The following is a 17,491-nucleotide window of genomic DNA, read 5'->3' as shown; positions in this document are numbered from 1 at the left end:
TTACAAACCGACCAGCGGTATGTATTATAAAGATATCAACAAACCGACCGACGGTCTGCTGACCTTCTATATAAGTTATCGTCGATTGCAACTAATAATAAACAAGTAATAATAAAGGAGGCTGCTTATGGTAGATTACACTGCAAACGCGAGTTATAAATTATTGTTGGAAACAGCAGAGCAGCTCATTCAGGAAAAAGGCTGCCGACATACCACATTGCAGCAAATTATGCTTAGTACCGGATTGTCCAAAGGTGCCATCTATCATTATGTAAAAAGCAAGGAGGAGCTTTTTGGACTTATATTGGCTTCGCAAGTAGAGCTCATTAATGATTCCTTCCTGCTAACGATAGAGAAAAGCTGCAGTCTTACAGCTCCATTGCTTGCTATTACTGAGGGGCTTGATCAGCTTCAGCAGAAGGATAGTGTAGCTAATCAAATCTTAACTTATTTGCTTAGTCAGAAGGATAAGCCAGGTATTGCAAATGTGCTGCAGCAATTTCACGAGCGTTCAACAGCGACCTTGCTAGAGTGGATAGAAAGCGGACAAAAAGAGGGTCTCATTGCTCAAACCGTAGATGCGCGTAAAGCTGCGGAGCAAGGCGTAATGCTGTCATACGGCATGTGCGTTCGGAACATTATGTTAGCCGACACGCTTTCATCACCAGCTCGTGCATTCGAGAAAGAAGATTTTTATACATTTATGCTGTTCATTTTACAAGACGGAACTTCTGAATAGTGTCAAAGAGAATCACGACAAGGATAAGTACCGATGATTAGATTTCTTACAATTATTTTAGTAACTGAAACGGTGGTGGAGCCAAAGTGAGCTCAAACAAAAAGATACTTATCATTCAAGGAAATCCCAACCCTACCAGCTATTGCAGCTCTTTGGCAAAGGCTTATGCTGACGGCGCGGTGCAGGGCGGCGCAGAGGTTCGAATCATACATCTGCATGAGCTAAGCTTTAATCCTAATCTTGCCTTCGGCTATGCGAAGCGTACAGAGCTTGAACCGGATTTGCTAGAAGCTCAAGCATCGATTAAGTGGGCGGATCATCTCGTCTTTATTTATCCGACTTGGTGGGGGACGCTGCCGGCTTTGCTCAAAGGTTTTTTGGATCGGGTGCTGCTGCCAGGTTTCGCTTTTAAATATCGTGAAGGCTCTATATTTTGGGATAAGCTGTTGTCTGGCAAAACAGCTCGCTTGATCGTTACACTGGATACGCCAGTATGGTACAACCGCTTTGTATATGGTCAGCCAGGGCATCGCGCAATGAAGAAAGCAACACTTCAATTTTGTGGAATTAATCCAGTACGGATTACGAATATTGGTCCAGTGAAAGGTTCTACGGATACGAAACGAGGCAAATGGCTAGCGATTGTTGGTAAGCTTGGTAATAAAGGCTCCTAACCTATGTCATTCATCCAAGAGACAGATAGTGTACTGTCATATGCTATGGATGAAGAGGTAGGAAAGGGGATAGTTTTCATTGGGTGATAATCAGGGTAGGCAATTAGCTAGCAAATGGGCTAAGACGGCAATACTGCTCTCTCATTCCAGCATCGCACCGCATATTCCTCCAACACGGAGATTTACGGCCAATAACCTCAGAAGCATGTTGGATACACATCAAATGGTTGTTGTTAAGCCAGTAGTCGGTGCTGGCGGACACGGCGTTATTAAGGTTACGCGAGACGGTGATGGGTATACCTATACTTATTATTCGCAGACGAAACGATTCGCTAGTTTTGCGGGTTTAGTAGGATCGCTTAACAATGAGCGTAGAGGCCGTGCTTATATTATTCAAAAAGGGATATATTTGGCAACGGTGGACGGCAGGCCTATTGATTACCGAGTAAAATATGTGAAGACGGATAACGGCTGGGTCTATCGTGCAATTGTAGGGCGAATTGCTAGAAAAGGGCTGTTCGTAACTAATTTATGCCGAGGCGGCACATTGGTTTCAGCAGCAGACGGGATTAGCAGATCCCTATCTTCAGCACAGGTAGGGGAAAAGAAGCGGAAGATGCGTGAGCTTACCGTATTATCGACAAATGTGCTTGAAGCCAAGTACCCCGGAATTGGCCAGCTAGGGTTTGATTACGGCATTGATAAACAAGGTAAAATATGGATATTTGAAGTGAATACAAGGCCGCAATAATAGGCAAACAAAAGGATGCGTAGAAGTGGAAATCACTTCTTAGCATCCTTTTGTTCAATATAAGAAAGTAGATTATATTCTCATACTTCTCTTATATTTCTCCGTCAAAGCGGCTTCAGCATCCAGAGGGTGCCGAAGCCGTTTTTGCTTTAATCATAGCTAAAGATCGTGCTTGGTCTCATTTTGGCGGAAAAACTCTCCGTTACGAAGCCCGTCGACGAATTGCTGAAGCCAGCTGTAATACTCAATACCATGGCGCAGTTTGTTCAAGTCCTTTAGGCATAGGAGCCGCTCCTCAGCCTCCGTATCAATATCTAAGATAATTTCAGACAACGGAGGAATAACCTCATTTATTGCACCGAGCATGACATCGATTTCGCGCTGCAGCTTAGCTGCAAAGAAGTTTTGGAAGGCTTGGAAAAAGTCAGTCTCCGCTACATATAAATCTTTGCGTTCCAGTTTTTCATCCAATTTCATTATCATCTTTGAATCCATCAAGGATCGAACGGCATAGCTCATATTGCTTTTGCTCATATTCATTTGCTGCTTCATTTCTTCAAGTGTCATTGGTTTATCTTCAAAAAACATGATGCCGTAAAGCTGTCCGAATGAATAATTAGCACCATATAAGTCCATCGTCTGGGCAATAGCGTCTATTATTTTTCCTCTTATTTGCTCCTGAGTCGTGGGCAAACTATTCTGATCGCTGGTGGAAGCTCTTTTCACAACATCACCTACAAGATTAAGATTTTATGATTCATTATACAGCAACAATATTAGATGAAAGTGAATCTTTCAGGAAAACAACTCTTTTACAAGATCTTTATCAGACGTTAACGTTCAGATAATGTGGCTGTTCTACACTGAGTGTACAATAATTTTTGAACAATAGAGGTGAAAATGAGTTATTAATGATAATTATAGCAAACATTAAGGAAAAATTGTACGATAACCAGGAGATGATAAAACGCGATATGGCTAAGGAATGGAAGGCTCTATTGTTCACGCTGCCGGCTATGATTCCATTGATTGTATTTTGGTTGATCCCGCTGGGAACTATTTTTTATTTGAGCTTTACGGATTGGGATTTTATGAGTCCCGTTAAAACATTTGTAGGCTTTGAAAACTATATTTATTTATTCAGTAATTCAGCATTCTATCAATCGCTTGCCGTAACTCTCCTCTTTTGTCTTGGAAGCGTGCTTCCGGTGATGGCTTTTGGACTCACGCTTGCGTTGTTGCTAAACCGGAAGATGAAGGGCTCGGTTATATACCGGACGTTATTGTTCTCTCCTTGGGTTACACCAACGGTTGCTGTATCTATTGTATGGTCTTGGATATTCGAGCCTAAAGTAGGAATGGCCAATACGGTGCTGAGATGGTTCGGCTTTGACGGAATTGGCTGGCTTCAAGATACGAGATGGGCACTTGCAGGGGTGCTGATCGTTACCATCTGGAAGCTGATGGGCTGGTCGATGGTGTTTTTCTTAGTCGCCTTGCAAAATTTGCCGCGAGAGCTGTTGCAGGCTGGAGAGCTGGACGGGGCGGGAAGCTGGAGCAAGCTTCGATATATTACGATTCCGCTAATATCGCCAACGACCTTTTTTCTTTTTATTGTACAAACGATATCGGCGCTGCAAGCTTATGACCAAATTAACGTGTTAACGCAGGGTGGCCCGGCCGGTTCAACAAGAACGCTTCTATATATGTATTATCAATCGGCTTTTGAGTCGTTTGATATCGGAGAAGCTTCCTCTGTGGCGGTTGTGCTCGTAGCTATCTGTATGGTGCTGTCGATCGTATCCTTTGCCATCAGCCGTAAAACCGTTCATTACAGCCCATAATCGTCAACCGATGGAGAGGAGAAATATTGTTATGCAAGCTCAAAATGTTTTTCAACGTACGATCAGGCATTTGTTATTGCTGCTCTTCAGTGCCGTTATGGCCTTTCCATTCTATTGGATGATTACAAGCGCGCTCAAAACAAATGATGAAATATGGCAATTCCCGCCCACCTTCTGGCCAAGTTCTCCTCAGTGGAGCAATTTTTTGGCGGCTTGGCTAGAAGCGCCTTTCTGGCGGTATTTAACGAATAGCATTCTCGTAGCTTCAGTCATCGTTCTGCTGCAGGCACTGAATTCTGCGATGATGGCTTATGCTTTGACGCATATGCGATTTCGATTGAAGAAAGCCATCACAGCAATCATAATGCTTGGTTATATGATTCCTAGCACAGCGGTGTACTTGCCGAGCTATATGATTTTGGCCAAGCTCCACCTGCTCGATTCCTATGCTGGCCTTATTTTATCCAACTGCGTCAGCGTCTTTTCCATTTTTTTAATCAGACAAGCTTTTTTACAGGTGTCGCATGAACTGGTAGAAGCAGGGCAAATCGATGGTGCGTCATCAATGCGGATTTTATGGTCGATTCTTATTCCGGTGACGCGTTCATCCTTCATTGTGCTCGCTCTTATCACGTTCATTGAACATTATAATAACTATTTTTGGCCGATGCTGATCACGAAAAATCCGAATCTGCAGCTAGTCTCGGCCGGCCTTAGAAGCTTCTTTGTGGAAGGAGGAGCCTATGGCTTGAAGTGGCCGCTTATTATGGCGGCAAGTTCTTTTACGATTATCCCGCTGCTTGTGCTGTTTCTTTTTGCGCAGAAGACGATTATGAAAAGCTTCAATATGTCAGTTGGCGTGAACAAAGGGTAGAAAATAGGCATTGCTTGTTGTTTTATACAAATCGAGTGGAGGAATCAATTACAATGTTGAAAATGAAGCAAGGGTTAGCTCTGATGATGGTAACCAGTTTTGCGGTACTGGCAGCATGTGGACAAACAGCAGGAAATACGAAAACGAATAATGGAGCTAATGCAGATCCAACCAATGAGGCAAACGAAGCTCCTGCTCCTAAAGAGCCAGTTACGATTGAGTTCTGGTATGGGCTTGGCGGCAAGCTTGGCGAAACGATGAAGGAAAAAATCGACTTATTCAACAACTCGCAGCAGGAGGTAATCGTGAAAGGGATCGCCCAAGCGGATTACTCCGAAACCGAGCAGAAGCTTCAAGCTGCGATTGCAGCGAAGCAAGCGCCTGCTGCAGTTCTTTCCTCTAATATGAACTGGGCAAAAAAAGGATTATTCGCTGACATGAGCGAATTAATTGGTGCTGACTCTTCTTTCAATAAAGAAGACTTTGTACAAACATTTCTTGAGCAAGGACAGCTGGACGGCAAACAATATTTCCTACCGATGTATGGCACGACGCAGGTCATGTATTATCGCAAGGACGCACTTGAGAAGAACGGACTTACAACAGAAGATTTTAAGACATGGGAAAGCTTAGCTGCTTCGGCGTCGAAGATGGCGATTAAAGCGAATGGAAAAACAAGCTTCTACGGCTGGGAGCCGATGTGGGGCATGGAAAATATGATGGATGCAGTATTAGGCAAAGGCGGAACCGTTCTAAGTGATGATGGCAAAACCGTGATGATTGACTCTCCGGAATGGGTAGAGACATGGGAGATATTCCGCAAATGGATTCATGAAGATAAAGTGATGACGATCCACTCCGGCGGCCAAGGATGGGAATATTGGTACAAAACGATCGACGATGTTATGAAGGGACAAGCTGCAGGCTATACGGGCTCAAGCGGCGATCAAGGTGATCTTGATTTCAATATCGTTGGGGCAATGGAGCAACCGGGCTGGGACGGCATAGGTGCAGGCAAACCTGTTGCAAGTGCAATTATGGCAGGCATTCCAGCTGGCGTTAGTGAAGAACAAAAAGAGGCGGCATACAAATGGCTTACGTTCTTCTCTGAAACGAAAAATACCGCATCATGGTCGATTGGTACGGGCTATATCGCAGTTCGCTCATCCGCACTTGAGGACGAGGAATACAAAGCATTCAGCCAGAAAAACCCTCAAATTAAAGTGCCGCTTATGCAGGCAGCTCATGCATCTGCGCCATTCCAGGACCCGACAGGCGGCAAAATAAACGATGCGCTTAAGATTGCAGCTGATAAAGTGCAAATCGGAAATGTTTCTGCCGAGAAAGCGCTCAAGGAAGCGAAGGAAGCAGCACAGAAGGAGCTCGACAGATTAAAATAGGAGGAATGGCGAATATGCCTGACTTAATGATAAATAATCGAGCATACAAGGTGTCAGGTATCTTGTTTGACAAGGATGGAACGCTGCTGGATTTCATCGGGATGTGGGGCAGCTGGAGCGAGTTCATATTCATTGAGCTAAAGAATCAGCTAGAGCACCGTGGAATTCCTTTTCAGCTTGATCGAATTCCTAGCCTTTGGGGCACGAAACATGATGCTGACAACATGATCATCGATTATGATCGAAATGGCCCGCTTGCTATGGGCACGATGAATGACTTGTATGCAGTGCTTGCTTGGCAGTTGTACAGCCAAGGCGTATCGTGGGCCGAAGCGATGGAGCTTGTTCAGCATTGCAAGAAGCAAGCGGATATTGAGCTGGAGCTCTCGCGCCCAGCTCTCCCGCTGCCTGGAAGCATTGATTTTCTGGATAGCTGCAGAGAGCATGGCATTAGACTTGGCGTTGTCACTGCTGATGAAACGGAGGCTGCAAATAAACATTTGGAGTGGCTTGGAATTCGCAATTATTTTGATGTCGTAATCGGCACTGATTTGGTTGAGCGAGGCAAGCCGTTTCCGGATATGATGCAGTTGGCCTGCCAGAAGCTTGGAATTGATTGTTCGGAGGCTGCGATTATAGGCGACACTAATGGAGATATGCGGATGGGACTTGCGGCTGGAGCTTGCGTAAAAGTTGGTATCGCAGATGTTGCCGAAGGATCTCGCGTCCACAAGACGCTTCCTAATGCAGATGAAGTTATTGCTTCTTATAGCGAGCTAACGAGTAGGAGACGAGTGAATGAAGAGTGAAATGGGCTGGGGATGGACATTTCTTCTTCTCGCTATCGTATTAGAGCTGTCGGGAACCGTTTCAATGAAATATTCAGCGGGCTTTTCACGATTTTGGCCCTCTATACTCATGTTTTTATTTTATGGTGTCAGCTTCACGATGCTAAACTTCGCTCTATCTTATATGAATGTGAGTGTTGCTTATGCGATCTGGTCAGGTATTGGCATTATTCTCATTACGATTGTCAGCGTTACGATTTTTCATGAAAAGCTGCCTATTACCTCATTGCTCTGGATCGCTGTTATCGTTGTTGGAGTAGTGGGCTTGAATATGAGTGTAAAAAACCATTAAATGCAAGCAGAAAGGGAGAGGAATAAAATGCTATCTCCAATTATTAGTTTTCAAGTCATTACGGACACCCATGTTACGAATGACCGGGATCATATTCACAATAAGCATTTCGAGCAAGCGCTTCTTGATATTGCGGCACATGCTTCTAACAGTATAGGCATAATGCATGTTGGAGATGTGACGGATCATGGACTCCGACCTGAATATGAGGAGTTTACCCGCATTTGGGAAGCAAACAAAGCAGGACTGCCAGAGATGCTGCTTACGTATGGCAATCATGATATTTTTTTAGGTGAATGGAGCAGTCAGCTTAAACTCTATGAATCTAGCACCGGCATGAAAGGCCCATATTATGATAGATGGCTGGAGGGCTATCATTTTATTTTTCTTGGCTCGGAGCAAGGATTAAAGGATTTCGCCTATTTGAGTACAGAGCAGCTTGACTGGCTTGATGAGCGTCTTGGTGAGCAGGCATCAGCATCAAAGCCGGTATTTTTGTTCCTGCATCAGCCGCTGAAGGATACGGTTGCCGGCTCGCTCGAGGAGCAGGGCTGGTATGGTGTAACTCAGGACAAAGAATTGAAAGCAATACTGAAAAAGCATCCTCAGACAATCATGTTTAACGGACATACCCATTGGGAGCTGGAAGCTGGACATACCTGCTTTGAAGGAAAAGGTGAAACGGCGACCATATTTAATACGGCATCTGTCGCTTATTTATGGACGAATGAGGATGAGTACAAAGAGGGCAGCCAAGGTTATCAGGTTGATGTGTACGCAAATAAGATTATTGTGCGCGGCAGAGACTATACGACTTCCTCATGGATCGAAAATGAGCAATATGAATTTAATTGGTAAGGAATCATTTCTCATATGAGCCCCCATTGGGGCTTTTTTTATGTGATTGTATGTGGGCTAGTGTAGGAAATAGGGAGAGGTTTCAATATATTCCATTAATAGATTCATATAAAGCGATTAAAGTTTTTTATTGAGAGGATGTAAAAAAGACCTGTGGATAACTCTATCCACATTATCCACCTTGATAATGCTTAAAATTCGACGTATATACACATGCTATTCACATCGTATCCACAACATCTTGTGTATAACCGGGACTGTTGTCCTTCTAATAGTGCCATGCTACTATGAAAAAGTAGTAACCAAAGTATGGAAGAAAGGGTGTGTAGTATGGAGCTACTGTCTGACGAAATGTTAGTAGACACTTATTATGCAGCTGTGCAGTTTGAATTGGAACCCGAGTTTATTCGAATGTTAGCCATCGAAATGACACGCAGACGACTCAAACCAGAAAACATCAAAATTACAGCATAAAAAGTCGCGATTCTTCAAGATAGCAGAGCGACTACATTTCCTTCACCCAAACCTCGGCAGTAAGCTTGCAGGCCTGACAATATACAAGATGCTTGCAAGATAAAGAGTTTTGCACATGCACACTATTTATGAGCGGCTCGTCTGCGATCTGTTCATAGGGAGCGTAAGGGCTCGTCAGATCAGATGCACGACCGCAATCGATAACTGCGCTATCGCAAGAGGAGCAGCGAACATGCAAATATTGAAAGCCATTACAAACAGGACAAAACATAAGGGTATCCTCCTAGGCTCACCGTGCATATGAATGCAATAGGTGTATGAATGAGCTAAGCCAAGGTTAGGATACCCTTATGTTTATTTTTTTACCGTTATGATCAATATAAATGCGCTAAAGCTTCATGTTGCTGCTATGTCCTGGGGACAGCTTTGCTCCGGGATCAACATAAACCTTAGCGTTGTTAATAGCAGTAGGGGCTTCTCCGAAACCAACAGCGATCAGCTTAAGCTTACCGGGATAAGTAGTCACATCGCCGGCTGCAAAGATTCCAGCAATATTCGTTTCCATACGGGTATCAACGATAATCGACCCGCCTTGAATTTGAATACCCCAGTCAGCAATCGGACCGAGTGAGGAAATAAAACCAAAGTTGACGATGACGGCATCGACTTCAAGCTCAATTGTCTCTAATGTTTTGACGTCGGATAACGTGACTTTCGTAATGCTCTCCTCACCATGAAGCGCTGTAATTTCTTTTGGTGTAAGGATGTTAACTTTCGAATTCATTAAATTCTCAACGCTATGCTCATGCGCTCTGAATTTGTCACGACGATGAATTAGCGTAACGCTCTCAGCAATGGGCTCCAGCATGAGCGACCAGTCAACGGCTGAGTCGCCGCCGCCGCTTATCAACACCTTTTTCCCCTGAAAACGCTGCAAATCACCCACAAAATAATGAAGGTTTTTCTTCTCAAATCCAGCGGCCTCAGGCAATTCAAGCCTCCGCGGCTCAAATGCACCAACACCGGCAGTAATAATGACCGCTTTAGCATAATGTTTTGTTTTGTCTGTTATAATTTCAAAGAGACGTTCATCAAGCTTGTTTACGTTTAATACCTTTTCCTCAAGGCAGATTTCCTGCTGAAAATGAGTAAGCTGCTCTCGTAGACGGTCAACTAGTTCTTGTGCCGTTACCTTAGGAAATCCAGCAACATCATAAATGTATTTTTCAGGATAAAGCGCTGCAAGCTGACCGCCTAGCTGGGGCATGCTTTCGATGAGCTTAACTGAAGCTTGGCGCATACCGCCATAGAAAGCAGCAAACATTCCTGCAGGCCCGCCTCCGATGATTAAAATATCGACGGGATCTACTGCTGATTCAGGGTTTGACATTGTAGCCACCTCCACGTTTTAAGCTTTACGACTTCAATTATAAACTTTCCAGATATAAGAAGGAAATATTTAATTTGTATAGAGTTCTAAACAATTTCGTATATTTTGCCCTTGAACTTTGCCCGAAAACTCTGTAGAATTTCTGATGTATGTTATGCATGGGAGTGGTTGCATAAAACGTCGAAAGTTGTCGGTTTAATGCCATAGGCTCATTGATAAAAGCACTTTAATTAGAACACACTGAACTCATCATTATAAATATTCGGTTTAGCATGTGTAATTTTTCACAAAGTATAAATACAAAGATAAATAAGGAATGGATGGGATTAAACGATGAGTAACATACCTAAAATTGTTATTCTTGGCGCAGGGTACGGCGGCATTTTGACCGCACTTCGTCTGCAAAAAGAATTAAATTACAATGAAGCTGACGTTACGTTAGTTAATAAACATGATTACCACTATATTACAACACATCTTCATATGCCAGCGGCAGGCACGGATAATCCAGAAAATGCACGGGTGAGCATTTCGAAATTGATCGATGAATTTAAAATCGACTTCGTGAAATCAACGGTCGTTCAAATTCGTCCGCAAGATAAAAAAGTGATTCTTGAAGACGGTACTTTGTCTTATGATTATTTGGTCATTGGTCTTGGAGGCGAGCCTGAGACTTTCGGAATTCCAGGCTTAGGCGAACATGCAATGAATATTCGCAGCATCAACTCTGTTCGTTTGATTCGCGAGCATATCGAGTACCAATTCGCGCGCTTCAAACGTGAGCCGCATCGTACGGATTATTTGACGTTTGTTGTTGGCGGTGCAGGCTTTACGGGAATCGAGTTTGTTGGAGAACTCTCCGACCGTATTCCTGAGCTGTGCAAGCAATTTGACGTAGATCCTGCGCTTGTAAAAATCTACAACATCGAAGCAGCACCAACGGCGCTGCCAGGCTTTGATCCTGAGCTCGTAGAGTATGGGATGGATGTGTTGACCAAGAAGGGTGTTACGTTCCGGATTGGCACAGCCATTAAGGAGTGCTCGCCAGAGGGTGTTATCGTTGGCGAAGGCGAAGAAATCAAGTCGGCTACCGTGATCTGGACTGGCGGTATTCGCGGCAATCGCCTCATTGAGGAAGCTGGCTTCGAAACGATGCGCGGACGCGTGAAGGTGGATGAATTCCTTCGCTCGCCGAGCAATGAGAACATTTATATCGTTGGCGACAACTCGCTGATGTTTAATCCAGAAGGCCGTCCTTATCCGCCGACTGCTCAAATTGCAATGCAGCAAGGTGTCGTATGCGCACATAACCTTGTCGCTTCCATTCGCAATCAACCGCCGAAGAGCTTCACGTTCAGCAACAAAGGAACGGTAGCCTCACTTGGCAAAGGCGAAGCAATCGGAGTAGCTTTTGGCAAAAAATATAAAGGCCGCGTAGCCGCTTGGCTGAAAAAAGCGATCGACCTTCGTTACCTGTTCATCATCGGCGGCATTTCGCTTGTACTTCGCAAAGGGAAGTTTCTATAATGAGACATTGCAGCGTACAAGTCCGCGGATTGCTGACCAGAGATGAGCTGGATCGTTACAATGCATTGATGGAAGTCGGCTCCTTCTTAGAATCGCAAACACGATACGACTTGGCCTATACGGTGCAAAAGGAAGTTGACCTCCTTATTCAGCCGGCGATCGAGCGGTTGAAGGACAAAGGCCGCGCTCGTGACCGAGCTACGCAAGAGTATTTGGAAGCGAAGCGGCTTGGTCTTGAAAATAATGACGAAGATGACGACGACGATAATTAAAATAAAGGCTTTCGCTCATTGGAGTAGCAACGAAACTGCTCCAAGGCGGAAGCCTTTTTCATTCAGTTGATTCTCTCGGAAAAAAAAGAAGCCCAAGCCATTTGAAGAAAAGGCTTGGGCTTCTTTCTATTATATTTTCAGCAAAGCTTGGAATTTTTCTGCGTTCAAGAAATTGCCAACATAAAAATCGCCGAAGTCAGCGTAACGAGCGCTCACTTCATCAAAGCGCATTTCATAAATCAGCTTCTTGAATTGCAACGCATCGTCGGCGAACAGTGTAACGCCCCATTCCCAGTTGTCGAAGCCGACAGAGCCGGTAATGATTTGTTTAACTTTGCCAGCGTATTGACGACCGATCATCCCGTGGCTGCGCATCAACGTTTTACGCTCGTCCATTGCGAGCATGTACCAGTTGTCTTGTCCATCTCGGCGCTTGTTCATCGGATAGAAGCAGATGTGGTTTGCTTTTGGCAGCGTCGGCTTCAATCGAGCGATAATATCCGGGTTTTGCATCGGATCAGAGCCCGGTTGTGCCATGTAGTTGCTCAGCTCTACAATGCTGACATATGAAAATACCGGATATGTAAAGCTTGCGAACGTTGTTTTGTTAAACGCCGTTTCAAGTTCGTTAAGCTCCTCTAGTGTTTCACGCAAATGCATGAATACGAAGTCTGCTTTTTGACCAACGATGGAATAAACGGCTGTACTGCCTTCTTTATTTTCCTCCACTGTGGTCCATTGCTGCAAAAACGTTTGCAGCTCGTCCAGCGCGCGGCTGCGTTCACTTTCATCGGCTAAGCGCCAAGCGGTCCAATCCACACTGCGAAAATCATGCAGCGCGTACCAGCCTTCTAATGTTTGTGCTGCTTCACTCATCGTATAAATGCTCCCTTCAAGCTCCATAATGATGCTCTAATCATTGTATCGTAAGGAGGGCGGAGTGAGCAAATGGCGGTCTTGTGACATTTGTCCTCATATAATTGACTTCCATCTAACCATTAATTAAACTAATAAACGAGAGTGTGAAAGGGGAAGTTTTGATGCTTCAATTAATTATTGCAACCGTGCTGTTTTTAGTTATGATGTTCGGCATTGGCTTTATTTTGAATATGTTGTTAAAAACAACGTGGTTCCCGATATATTTATTTGTTATCGCATTAATTGTATTAGGCATTTGGGCTCCTTGGGATCAGTCGGCGTCAACGACGATTGAAAACTTTGCTCACTACACGGTTTTTGATTACATACCGGTAATTGGAGCGCTAATCGGCGCATACGTAAGCGGATGGGCGATTCAGGCGCTGCGCAAGGGCGGCTACAAAATGTTTTAAGCCAAGCAAAAACGCCTTCAGCGTCCACTGGATGCTGAAGCAGCTTTGACGGAGAAATATAAGATAAGCAGAAGGAACGAATGATATGCCTTCTTATATTTGAAAAAAAAATCCCTCCTTCGGGGGATTTTTCTATTTTCCGACTCGTCCTGAACATCGGTTTTTATGTTAAAATGATAGAATGTTAGTGAAGGATGGAGCTGATGCTATGCGCATCAATAATATATTGCAGTACACGGAACACCACCGATATTACATTTTTCGCGATTTTTCGCTAAGCAGCCTCGACTACAAAATGCTGTCGCTAATCTATCAGCCGATGATTGGCGCATTTGCCGTCGCATTTTACCAGCAGCTGTATCATGGCATTGCCGAAGGCACCTCGGGCTATTCTTCGATTGAGCCGCAGCGCAAGCTATTTCTTGGCTTAGGGCTGGAGATGAACGAGCGCGGACGCAAGCATCTTATCGAGCAGGCTTCGAAGCTGGAGGCTGTTGGATTGCTGCAAACGTCACGATTAGGCGTTCCTGATAATGCAGATGTTATTTATGAATATGAGATGTCGCAGCCGTTGTCGCCAGTCGAATTTTTTCGCAACATGCATTTAACGATGCTCTTGCGCGATAAGGTTGGCAAGTATGCGGTAATCTCGCTTCGAGAATCATTTGGCGCTAATGAACCGGATGAGCTGGCAGGAGCGAAATTAACGAAAGAAAATATATCAGTGCCTTTCTATGAGCTGTTTAAGCTTAATATGCAGTCCGTAGATAATGAGCTTGAGCAAGCGTTGACAGAGGTTGCGCCATCGCGGCAATCAGCCGCTAGGCCGGCACAAGCAACAGCAGGCATACCTTATGGAGAAATTATTTTGCGTTTTCCTCGTAATTCCGCAAATCGGCGGTTCGTGGAGCGGCTGCGAAGTGATGAAGAACAACTCTCGCAGGTGAACTATGTAGCTTACAAATATAATTTGGCTGTAGTGGATATATGTCGTTTACTTGATGAGGATGGCATTTTTGGAGAGAGCGGCACACTTAATGTTGATGAGCTTCAACTGCGGGCTAATCAATTTTATAGGCAGGACAAGAAGCGGGAAGGCGAACGGCAGCGAGCGCTGTCACGCACGCAAGTTGTTGCGGACGAGGAGACGGTTGATCCTGATGAATTGACCGAGGAATACGAAGTGCAAGAGCAGCATTATTTGCAAGTTCCAAATCAGCTTAGCGGCCGCTGTGATGTTCAGCAATATAATATGCTGATGCGAAATGAACCACATACACGGTTTCTTCAGCGCTTTTTCCCCGGAGCAGTACCGGATTGGATTGAACGAGTGTTTGAACGCATCGACCTCAATTATAAATTAGCTGCCCCCGTTATAAACGTACTTATACATTATGTTATCGGAGCTAACGATGCGCAGCGGGTGACAAAAACATTTTTGGACGCCGTAGCATCGAACATGCTTGTGAAACAAATCGATACATTCGAGAAAGCAGTGCTTTATGTGCGAGAGCAAGCGCAGGTGGAGCAGGATAAGGAGCGCCGCAAGGAAGCTGCGACCAGTTACGCTGGCGGAGGCTATAACGGCTCGAAAGGCGGCTCCAGAAGCGGAGGCAGCAGGGGCACATCCCGTAAGCCTTCTATTCCAATCGTACAGGAAGATCAATCGGCTTCGGCAGTTTCGGCCGATGAGCTTGAAGAGCTGTTGAAGCTGGCTCGGAAATTAGACGGTAAATGATAAAGGCGGTGTAAGCAGATGATGGAGTCGATGGGCGAATTGCTGAAGGCTTGGCCTTCCGGCAAAGCCTTTACGGAAAAGGCGGAGCATAAGCTGACTGAGCTGCTTGCAGAACCGCTTGTTGAGAAGCTTCGCGTTAAATATCCGGATTTGGATGAGCAGACAATCCGTCTTAATTTGAATCGGGTTTATCAATATGTGACGGAATACAGGAACTGTACCAATTGTCCGGGCTTAGACAATTGCCCGAATGATTTTGAAGGCCACTATACGCTGCTTAGTTCTGATACGGTGAATGGTCTAACGCAGTTATATGACCGTAAGGTAGCATGCAAGAAATTTAACGCTCGTCAGAATGAGGATCAGATTAGAAGCCGGATCAGAAGCTTCTACATAGACGAGAAGGCGCTGCAGCGCGGCTACTCGTCAGCTGAGATTATTACGAGAGATCTTGAGCGTGCAAAGGCGGTTGGGCAGGTTCAGAAATATATCGATCGCACGAAAGAGCATGGCTTGCAGGAGGAAGGCTTGTATTTGGCAGGCCGCTTTGGTACAGGCAAAACATTTTTAATGTGTTATTTGCTTCATGAGCTTGCGAAGGCTGGATATTCCGGTGTGATCGTCTACATGCCTGATTTTGTAGAAGATCTGAAGACGCTCATGCATGAGCCCGGCAAGCTGAAGGAAACGGTCGAGATGATGAAGGAAACCGACCTGCTTATCTTTGATGATATGGGCGCAGAAAATTTAAATCCATGGGTTCGCGATCATGTACTAGGCGCGATCTTGAATTATCGGATGCAGCGCAAGCCAACGTTCTACACCTCCAACTACGAGCTGGAGGCGCTGGAGAGGCATTTTAGCTTCACGAGCAAGGATGGCGATGAGCTGCATAAGGGACAGCGTATAATGGACCGTATACGGCCTTACGTTGAAGTTGTCATGGTTACCGGTGAAAACAAGCGCGGACAAAAATAATTGATTAAAGCTTTGGTTAACGGATTCCTATTCGAGGAATTTGTTGACCAAAGCTTTTATTTTTGTTTAAGGCTGGCAGCAGCATCAAGCTTTATCTCAGTATGGTTGAAAGCGTATTCAGAATGAGCGCTGTTTTTATACTGTGTCGTGCGTTCTGCTAGCATATAAAGCTTTCTTATAGGACTTATCAATTATTTGAAATTAAGTATTGACAGAAAGTGGGGCTCGCTGGTAAGATTCTTCCATAACCAACTAAGCAGGTAGGAATAATGTTTTCCGACCGGACGAACCGGAGTAAACACCTATCCAGGAGAAACATCCTCACAGGAAGTAAACTTCATAAATGTTTCTGAAAGCCTGTTAATTTAAAAAAGGGGTGTATGGAAAGATGAAGAAAATTACTCATGTTCGTTCCGTTGTTATTCTATTGGCATTAGTGCTTGTATTGGCTGCTTGCGGTCAAGGCGGCAACAACAAAACAAACAAAGAAACGAATAAGCCTACTAACGAGGCAACTAATACAGCTGCAACAGACGCACCTACGGATAAACCAAAACCGCCAGTTGAGCTTTTGAATGTATCCTACGATCCTACTCGCGAGCTTTATGTAGCATTTAACGCGGCATTCTCGAAACATTGGAAAGCGGAAACAGGTCAAGACGTGACGATTAAACAATCGCATGGCGGGTCTGGTAAACAAGGCCGCGCAGTTATTGATGGCTTGAAGGCGGATGTTGTAACACTTGCACTTGGTTATGACATCGATGCAATCGTTGAGCCAGGGCTAATTAATGCGGATTGGCAATCAAAGTTTGAGCACAACAGCGCTCCTTATACATCAACAATCGTATTTTTAGTTCGTAAAGGAAACCCAAAAGGCATTAAGGATTGGAACGATCTAATCAAGGACAAAGTTGAAGTTATTACTCCAAATCCTAAAACATCTGGCGGAGCTCGCTGGAACTATCTTGCTGCATGGGGTTATGCGCTTAAGCAAAATGGAAATGACGAAGCAAAAGCACAAGAGTTCGTTACACAATTATTTAAGCATGTACCTGTTCTGGATTCCGGTGCACGCGGTTCAACAACAACGTTTGTAGAACGCGGCATTGGCGATGTACTGCTTGCTTGGGAGAATGAGGCTTTCCTATCGATCAATGAGCTTGGTCCAGACAAATTCGAAATCGTATATCCTTCTTTAAGTATTCTTGCTGAACCTCCAGTTGCTGTAGTTGATAAAGTGGTAGACGAGCGCGGAACTCGTGAAGTAGCGGAAGCTTACTTGAAATACCTTTACACAGAAGAAGGCCAAGAAATTGCAGCTAAAAACTACTACCGTCCAATTTCGGAGACAGTTGCTGCAAAGTATGCAGATCAATTCAAAACTCTAGAATTGCTCACGATTGATAAAGATTTTGGCGGCTGGAAAGAAGCGCAAACCAAACACTTTGCAGACGGCGGCATTTTCGACAAAATTTACACACCAGGCTCATAATGCAAA

At 44.6% G+C, this 17,491-nt stretch carries 20 protein-coding genes; 16 read left to right on the top strand and 4 right to left on the bottom strand.

What is annotated here, in order from left to right; translation table 11 throughout:
• Positions 1 to 127 precede the first annotated feature (127 nt).
• The 3 genes from MHH56_RS25360 to MHH56_RS25350 all read left to right on the top strand — a co-directional run bounded on the left by MHH56_RS25360 (position 128) and on the right by MHH56_RS25350 (position 2,164).
• The gene (locus MHH56_RS25360) at positions 128 to 739 is read left to right on the top strand and encodes a TetR/AcrR family transcriptional regulator (protein ID WP_339204431.1); all 612 of its coding nucleotides are present in this window, start codon (positions 128 to 130) and stop codon (positions 737 to 739) included.
• An 86-nt stretch (positions 740 to 825) separates the two neighbouring features.
• Positions 826 to 1,413, top strand: a complete 588-nt coding sequence (locus tag MHH56_RS25355) for an NAD(P)H-dependent oxidoreductase (protein ID WP_339204430.1) — start codon at positions 826 to 828, stop codon at positions 1,411 to 1,413.
• 79 nt (positions 1,414 to 1,492) lie between these two features.
• The gene (locus tag MHH56_RS25350) at positions 1,493 to 2,164 is read left to right on the top strand and encodes a YheC/YheD family protein (protein ID WP_339204429.1); all 672 of its coding nucleotides are present in this window, start codon (positions 1,493 to 1,495) and stop codon (positions 2,162 to 2,164) included.
• Positions 2,165 to 2,323: 159 nt separating this feature from the next.
• Here MHH56_RS25350 and MHH56_RS25345 read toward each other — a convergent pair whose 3' ends face one another.
• On the bottom strand, positions 2,324 to 2,800 hold the full coding sequence (locus tag MHH56_RS25345; RefSeq protein WP_339209729.1) for a transcriptional regulator: 477 nt from the start codon (positions 2,798 to 2,800) through the stop codon (positions 2,324 to 2,326).
• A 323-nt stretch (positions 2,801 to 3,123) separates the two neighbouring features.
• On the opposite strand from MHH56_RS25345, the gene MHH56_RS25340 reads away from it, so the two are divergent.
• The 7 genes from MHH56_RS25340 to sda all read left to right on the top strand — a co-directional run bounded on the left by MHH56_RS25340 (position 3,124) and on the right by sda (position 8,754).
• Positions 3,124 to 4,008, top strand: a complete 885-nt coding sequence (locus MHH56_RS25340) for a sugar ABC transporter permease (protein ID WP_339204428.1) — start codon at positions 3,124 to 3,126, stop codon at positions 4,006 to 4,008.
• 31 nt (positions 4,009 to 4,039) lie between these two features.
• On the top strand, positions 4,040 to 4,882 hold the full coding sequence (locus tag MHH56_RS25335; RefSeq protein ID WP_339204427.1) for a carbohydrate ABC transporter permease: 843 nt from the start codon (positions 4,040 to 4,042) through the stop codon (positions 4,880 to 4,882).
• 53 nt (positions 4,883 to 4,935) lie between these two features.
• The gene (locus MHH56_RS25330; RefSeq protein ID WP_339204426.1) at positions 4,936 to 6,282 is read left to right on the top strand and encodes an extracellular solute-binding protein; all 1,347 of its coding nucleotides are present in this window, start codon (positions 4,936 to 4,938) and stop codon (positions 6,280 to 6,282) included.
• A gap of 14 nt (positions 6,283 to 6,296) precedes the next feature.
• Entirely contained in the window at positions 6,297 to 7,091 is a 795-nt protein-coding gene (locus MHH56_RS25325; protein ID WP_339204425.1) for an HAD family hydrolase, read from the top strand.
• Positions 7,081 to 7,422 (top strand): multidrug efflux SMR transporter, encoded by a 342-nt coding sequence (locus MHH56_RS25320; RefSeq protein WP_339204424.1) that lies wholly within the window; start codon positions 7,081 to 7,083, stop codon positions 7,420 to 7,422. Before MHH56_RS25325 ends, MHH56_RS25320 begins: the two co-directional genes overlap by 11 nt.
• Before the next feature lie 27 nt (positions 7,423 to 7,449).
• Positions 7,450 to 8,280 (top strand): metallophosphoesterase, encoded by an 831-nt coding sequence (locus MHH56_RS25315; protein ID WP_339204423.1) that lies wholly within the window; start codon positions 7,450 to 7,452, stop codon positions 8,278 to 8,280.
• Positions 8,281 to 8,610: 330 nt separating this feature from the next.
• Positions 8,611 to 8,754 (top strand): sporulation histidine kinase inhibitor Sda, encoded by a 144-nt coding sequence (gene sda, locus MHH56_RS25310; protein ID WP_076267563.1) that lies wholly within the window; start codon positions 8,611 to 8,613, stop codon positions 8,752 to 8,754.
• Positions 8,755 to 8,785: 31 nt separating this feature from the next.
• On the opposite strand, the gene MHH56_RS25305 is transcribed toward sda, so the two are convergent.
• Together MHH56_RS25305 and MHH56_RS25300 are read right to left on the bottom strand one after the other, a co-directional pair.
• Entirely contained in the window at positions 8,786 to 9,025 is a 240-nt protein-coding gene (locus MHH56_RS25305) for a hypothetical protein (RefSeq protein ID WP_339204421.1), read from the bottom strand.
• Between the two features lie 117 nt (positions 9,026 to 9,142).
• Positions 9,143 to 10,144, bottom strand: a complete 1,002-nt coding sequence (locus MHH56_RS25300; RefSeq protein ID WP_076267565.1) for an NAD(P)/FAD-dependent oxidoreductase — start codon at positions 10,142 to 10,144, stop codon at positions 9,143 to 9,145.
• 333 nt (positions 10,145 to 10,477) lie between these two features.
• Here MHH56_RS25300 and MHH56_RS25295 point away from each other — a divergent pair, with 333 nt between their 5' ends.
• Positions 10,478 to 11,671 (top strand): NAD(P)/FAD-dependent oxidoreductase, encoded by a 1,194-nt coding sequence (locus MHH56_RS25295; RefSeq protein WP_076267566.1) that lies wholly within the window; start codon positions 10,478 to 10,480, stop codon positions 11,669 to 11,671.
• Complete coding sequence (locus MHH56_RS25290) at positions 11,671 to 11,943, top strand: hypothetical protein (RefSeq protein WP_076267567.1); 273 nt, start codon at positions 11,671 to 11,673, stop codon at positions 11,941 to 11,943. Before MHH56_RS25295 ends, MHH56_RS25290 begins: the two co-directional genes overlap by 1 nt.
• A gap of 129 nt (positions 11,944 to 12,072) precedes the next feature.
• Here MHH56_RS25290 and hemQ read toward each other — a convergent pair whose 3' ends face one another.
• Complete coding sequence (gene hemQ, locus MHH56_RS25285; protein WP_076267749.1) at positions 12,073 to 12,819, bottom strand: hydrogen peroxide-dependent heme synthase; 747 nt, start codon at positions 12,817 to 12,819, stop codon at positions 12,073 to 12,075.
• 164 nt (positions 12,820 to 12,983) lie between these two features.
• Here hemQ and MHH56_RS25280 point away from each other — a divergent pair, with 164 nt between their 5' ends.
• The 4 genes from MHH56_RS25280 (at position 12,984) to MHH56_RS25265 (ending at position 17,485) form a co-directional block, all read left to right on the top strand.
• The gene (locus MHH56_RS25280; protein WP_076267568.1) at positions 12,984 to 13,274 is read left to right on the top strand and encodes a YuiB family protein; all 291 of its coding nucleotides are present in this window, start codon (positions 12,984 to 12,986) and stop codon (positions 13,272 to 13,274) included.
• A 208-nt stretch (positions 13,275 to 13,482) separates the two neighbouring features.
• Entirely contained in the window at positions 13,483 to 15,012 is a 1,530-nt protein-coding gene (locus tag MHH56_RS25275) for a helicase DnaB (RefSeq protein ID WP_339204420.1), read from the top strand.
• 21 nt (positions 15,013 to 15,033) lie between these two features.
• Positions 15,034 to 15,990, top strand: a complete 957-nt coding sequence (gene dnaI / locus MHH56_RS25270; RefSeq protein ID WP_076267750.1) for a primosomal protein DnaI — start codon at positions 15,034 to 15,036, stop codon at positions 15,988 to 15,990.
• 388 nt (positions 15,991 to 16,378) lie between these two features.
• Positions 16,379 to 17,485 carry a sulfate ABC transporter substrate-binding protein gene (locus tag MHH56_RS25265; RefSeq protein ID WP_076267570.1) on the top strand — a complete coding sequence of 369 codons (1,107 nt, stop codon included), beginning with the start codon at positions 16,379 to 16,381 and terminating at the stop codon, positions 17,483 to 17,485.
• Positions 17,486 to 17,491: the final 6 nt, after the last annotated feature.

It is taken from the genome of Paenibacillus sp. FSL K6-3182 (assembly GCF_037976325.1).
Lineage (GTDB): Bacteria > Bacillota > Bacilli > Paenibacillales > Paenibacillaceae > Pristimantibacillus.
Note: the sequence above shows the minus strand (reverse complement) of the source record. Positions and strands in the feature narration are given on the sequence as shown.

Coding starts and splice junctions, on each gene's coding strand:
- MHH56_RS25360 (WP_339204431.1), top strand. CDS start 128: ATGGTAGATTACACTGCAAACGCGAGTTATAAATTATTGTTGGAAACA.
- MHH56_RS25345 (WP_339209729.1), bottom strand. CDS start 2,800: ATGGACTTATATGGTGCTAATTATTCATTCGGACAGCTTTACGGCATC.
- MHH56_RS25340 (WP_339204428.1), top strand. CDS start 3,124: ATGATAAAACGCGATATGGCTAAGGAATGGAAGGCTCTATTGTTCACG.
- MHH56_RS25335 (WP_339204427.1), top strand. CDS start 4,040: ATGCAAGCTCAAAATGTTTTTCAACGTACGATCAGGCATTTGTTATTG.
- MHH56_RS25330 (WP_339204426.1), top strand. CDS start 4,936: ATGTTGAAAATGAAGCAAGGGTTAGCTCTGATGATGGTAACCAGTTTT.
- MHH56_RS25325 (WP_339204425.1), top strand. CDS start 6,297: ATGCCTGACTTAATGATAAATAATCGAGCATACAAGGTGTCAGGTATC.
- MHH56_RS25320 (WP_339204424.1), top strand. CDS start 7,081: ATGAAGAGTGAAATGGGCTGGGGATGGACATTTCTTCTTCTCGCTATC.
- MHH56_RS25315 (WP_339204423.1), top strand. CDS start 7,450: ATGCTATCTCCAATTATTAGTTTTCAAGTCATTACGGACACCCATGTT.
- sda (WP_076267563.1), top strand. CDS start 8,611: ATGGAGCTACTGTCTGACGAAATGTTAGTAGACACTTATTATGCAGCT.
- MHH56_RS25305 (WP_339204421.1), bottom strand. CDS start 9,025: ATGTTTTGTCCTGTTTGTAATGGCTTTCAATATTTGCATGTTCGCTGC.
- MHH56_RS25300 (WP_076267565.1), bottom strand. CDS start 10,144: ATGTCAAACCCTGAATCAGCAGTAGATCCCGTCGATATTTTAATCATC.
- MHH56_RS25295 (WP_076267566.1), top strand. CDS start 10,478: ATGAGTAACATACCTAAAATTGTTATTCTTGGCGCAGGGTACGGCGGC.
- MHH56_RS25290 (WP_076267567.1), top strand. CDS start 11,671: ATGAGACATTGCAGCGTACAAGTCCGCGGATTGCTGACCAGAGATGAG.
- hemQ (WP_076267749.1), bottom strand. CDS start 12,819: ATGAGTGAAGCAGCACAAACATTAGAAGGCTGGTACGCGCTGCATGAT.
- MHH56_RS25280 (WP_076267568.1), top strand. CDS start 12,984: ATGCTTCAATTAATTATTGCAACCGTGCTGTTTTTAGTTATGATGTTC.
- MHH56_RS25275 (WP_339204420.1), top strand. CDS start 13,483: ATGCGCATCAATAATATATTGCAGTACACGGAACACCACCGATATTAC.
- dnaI (WP_076267750.1), top strand. CDS start 15,034: ATGGAGTCGATGGGCGAATTGCTGAAGGCTTGGCCTTCCGGCAAAGCC.
- MHH56_RS25265 (WP_076267570.1), top strand. CDS start 16,379: ATGAAGAAAATTACTCATGTTCGTTCCGTTGTTATTCTATTGGCATTA.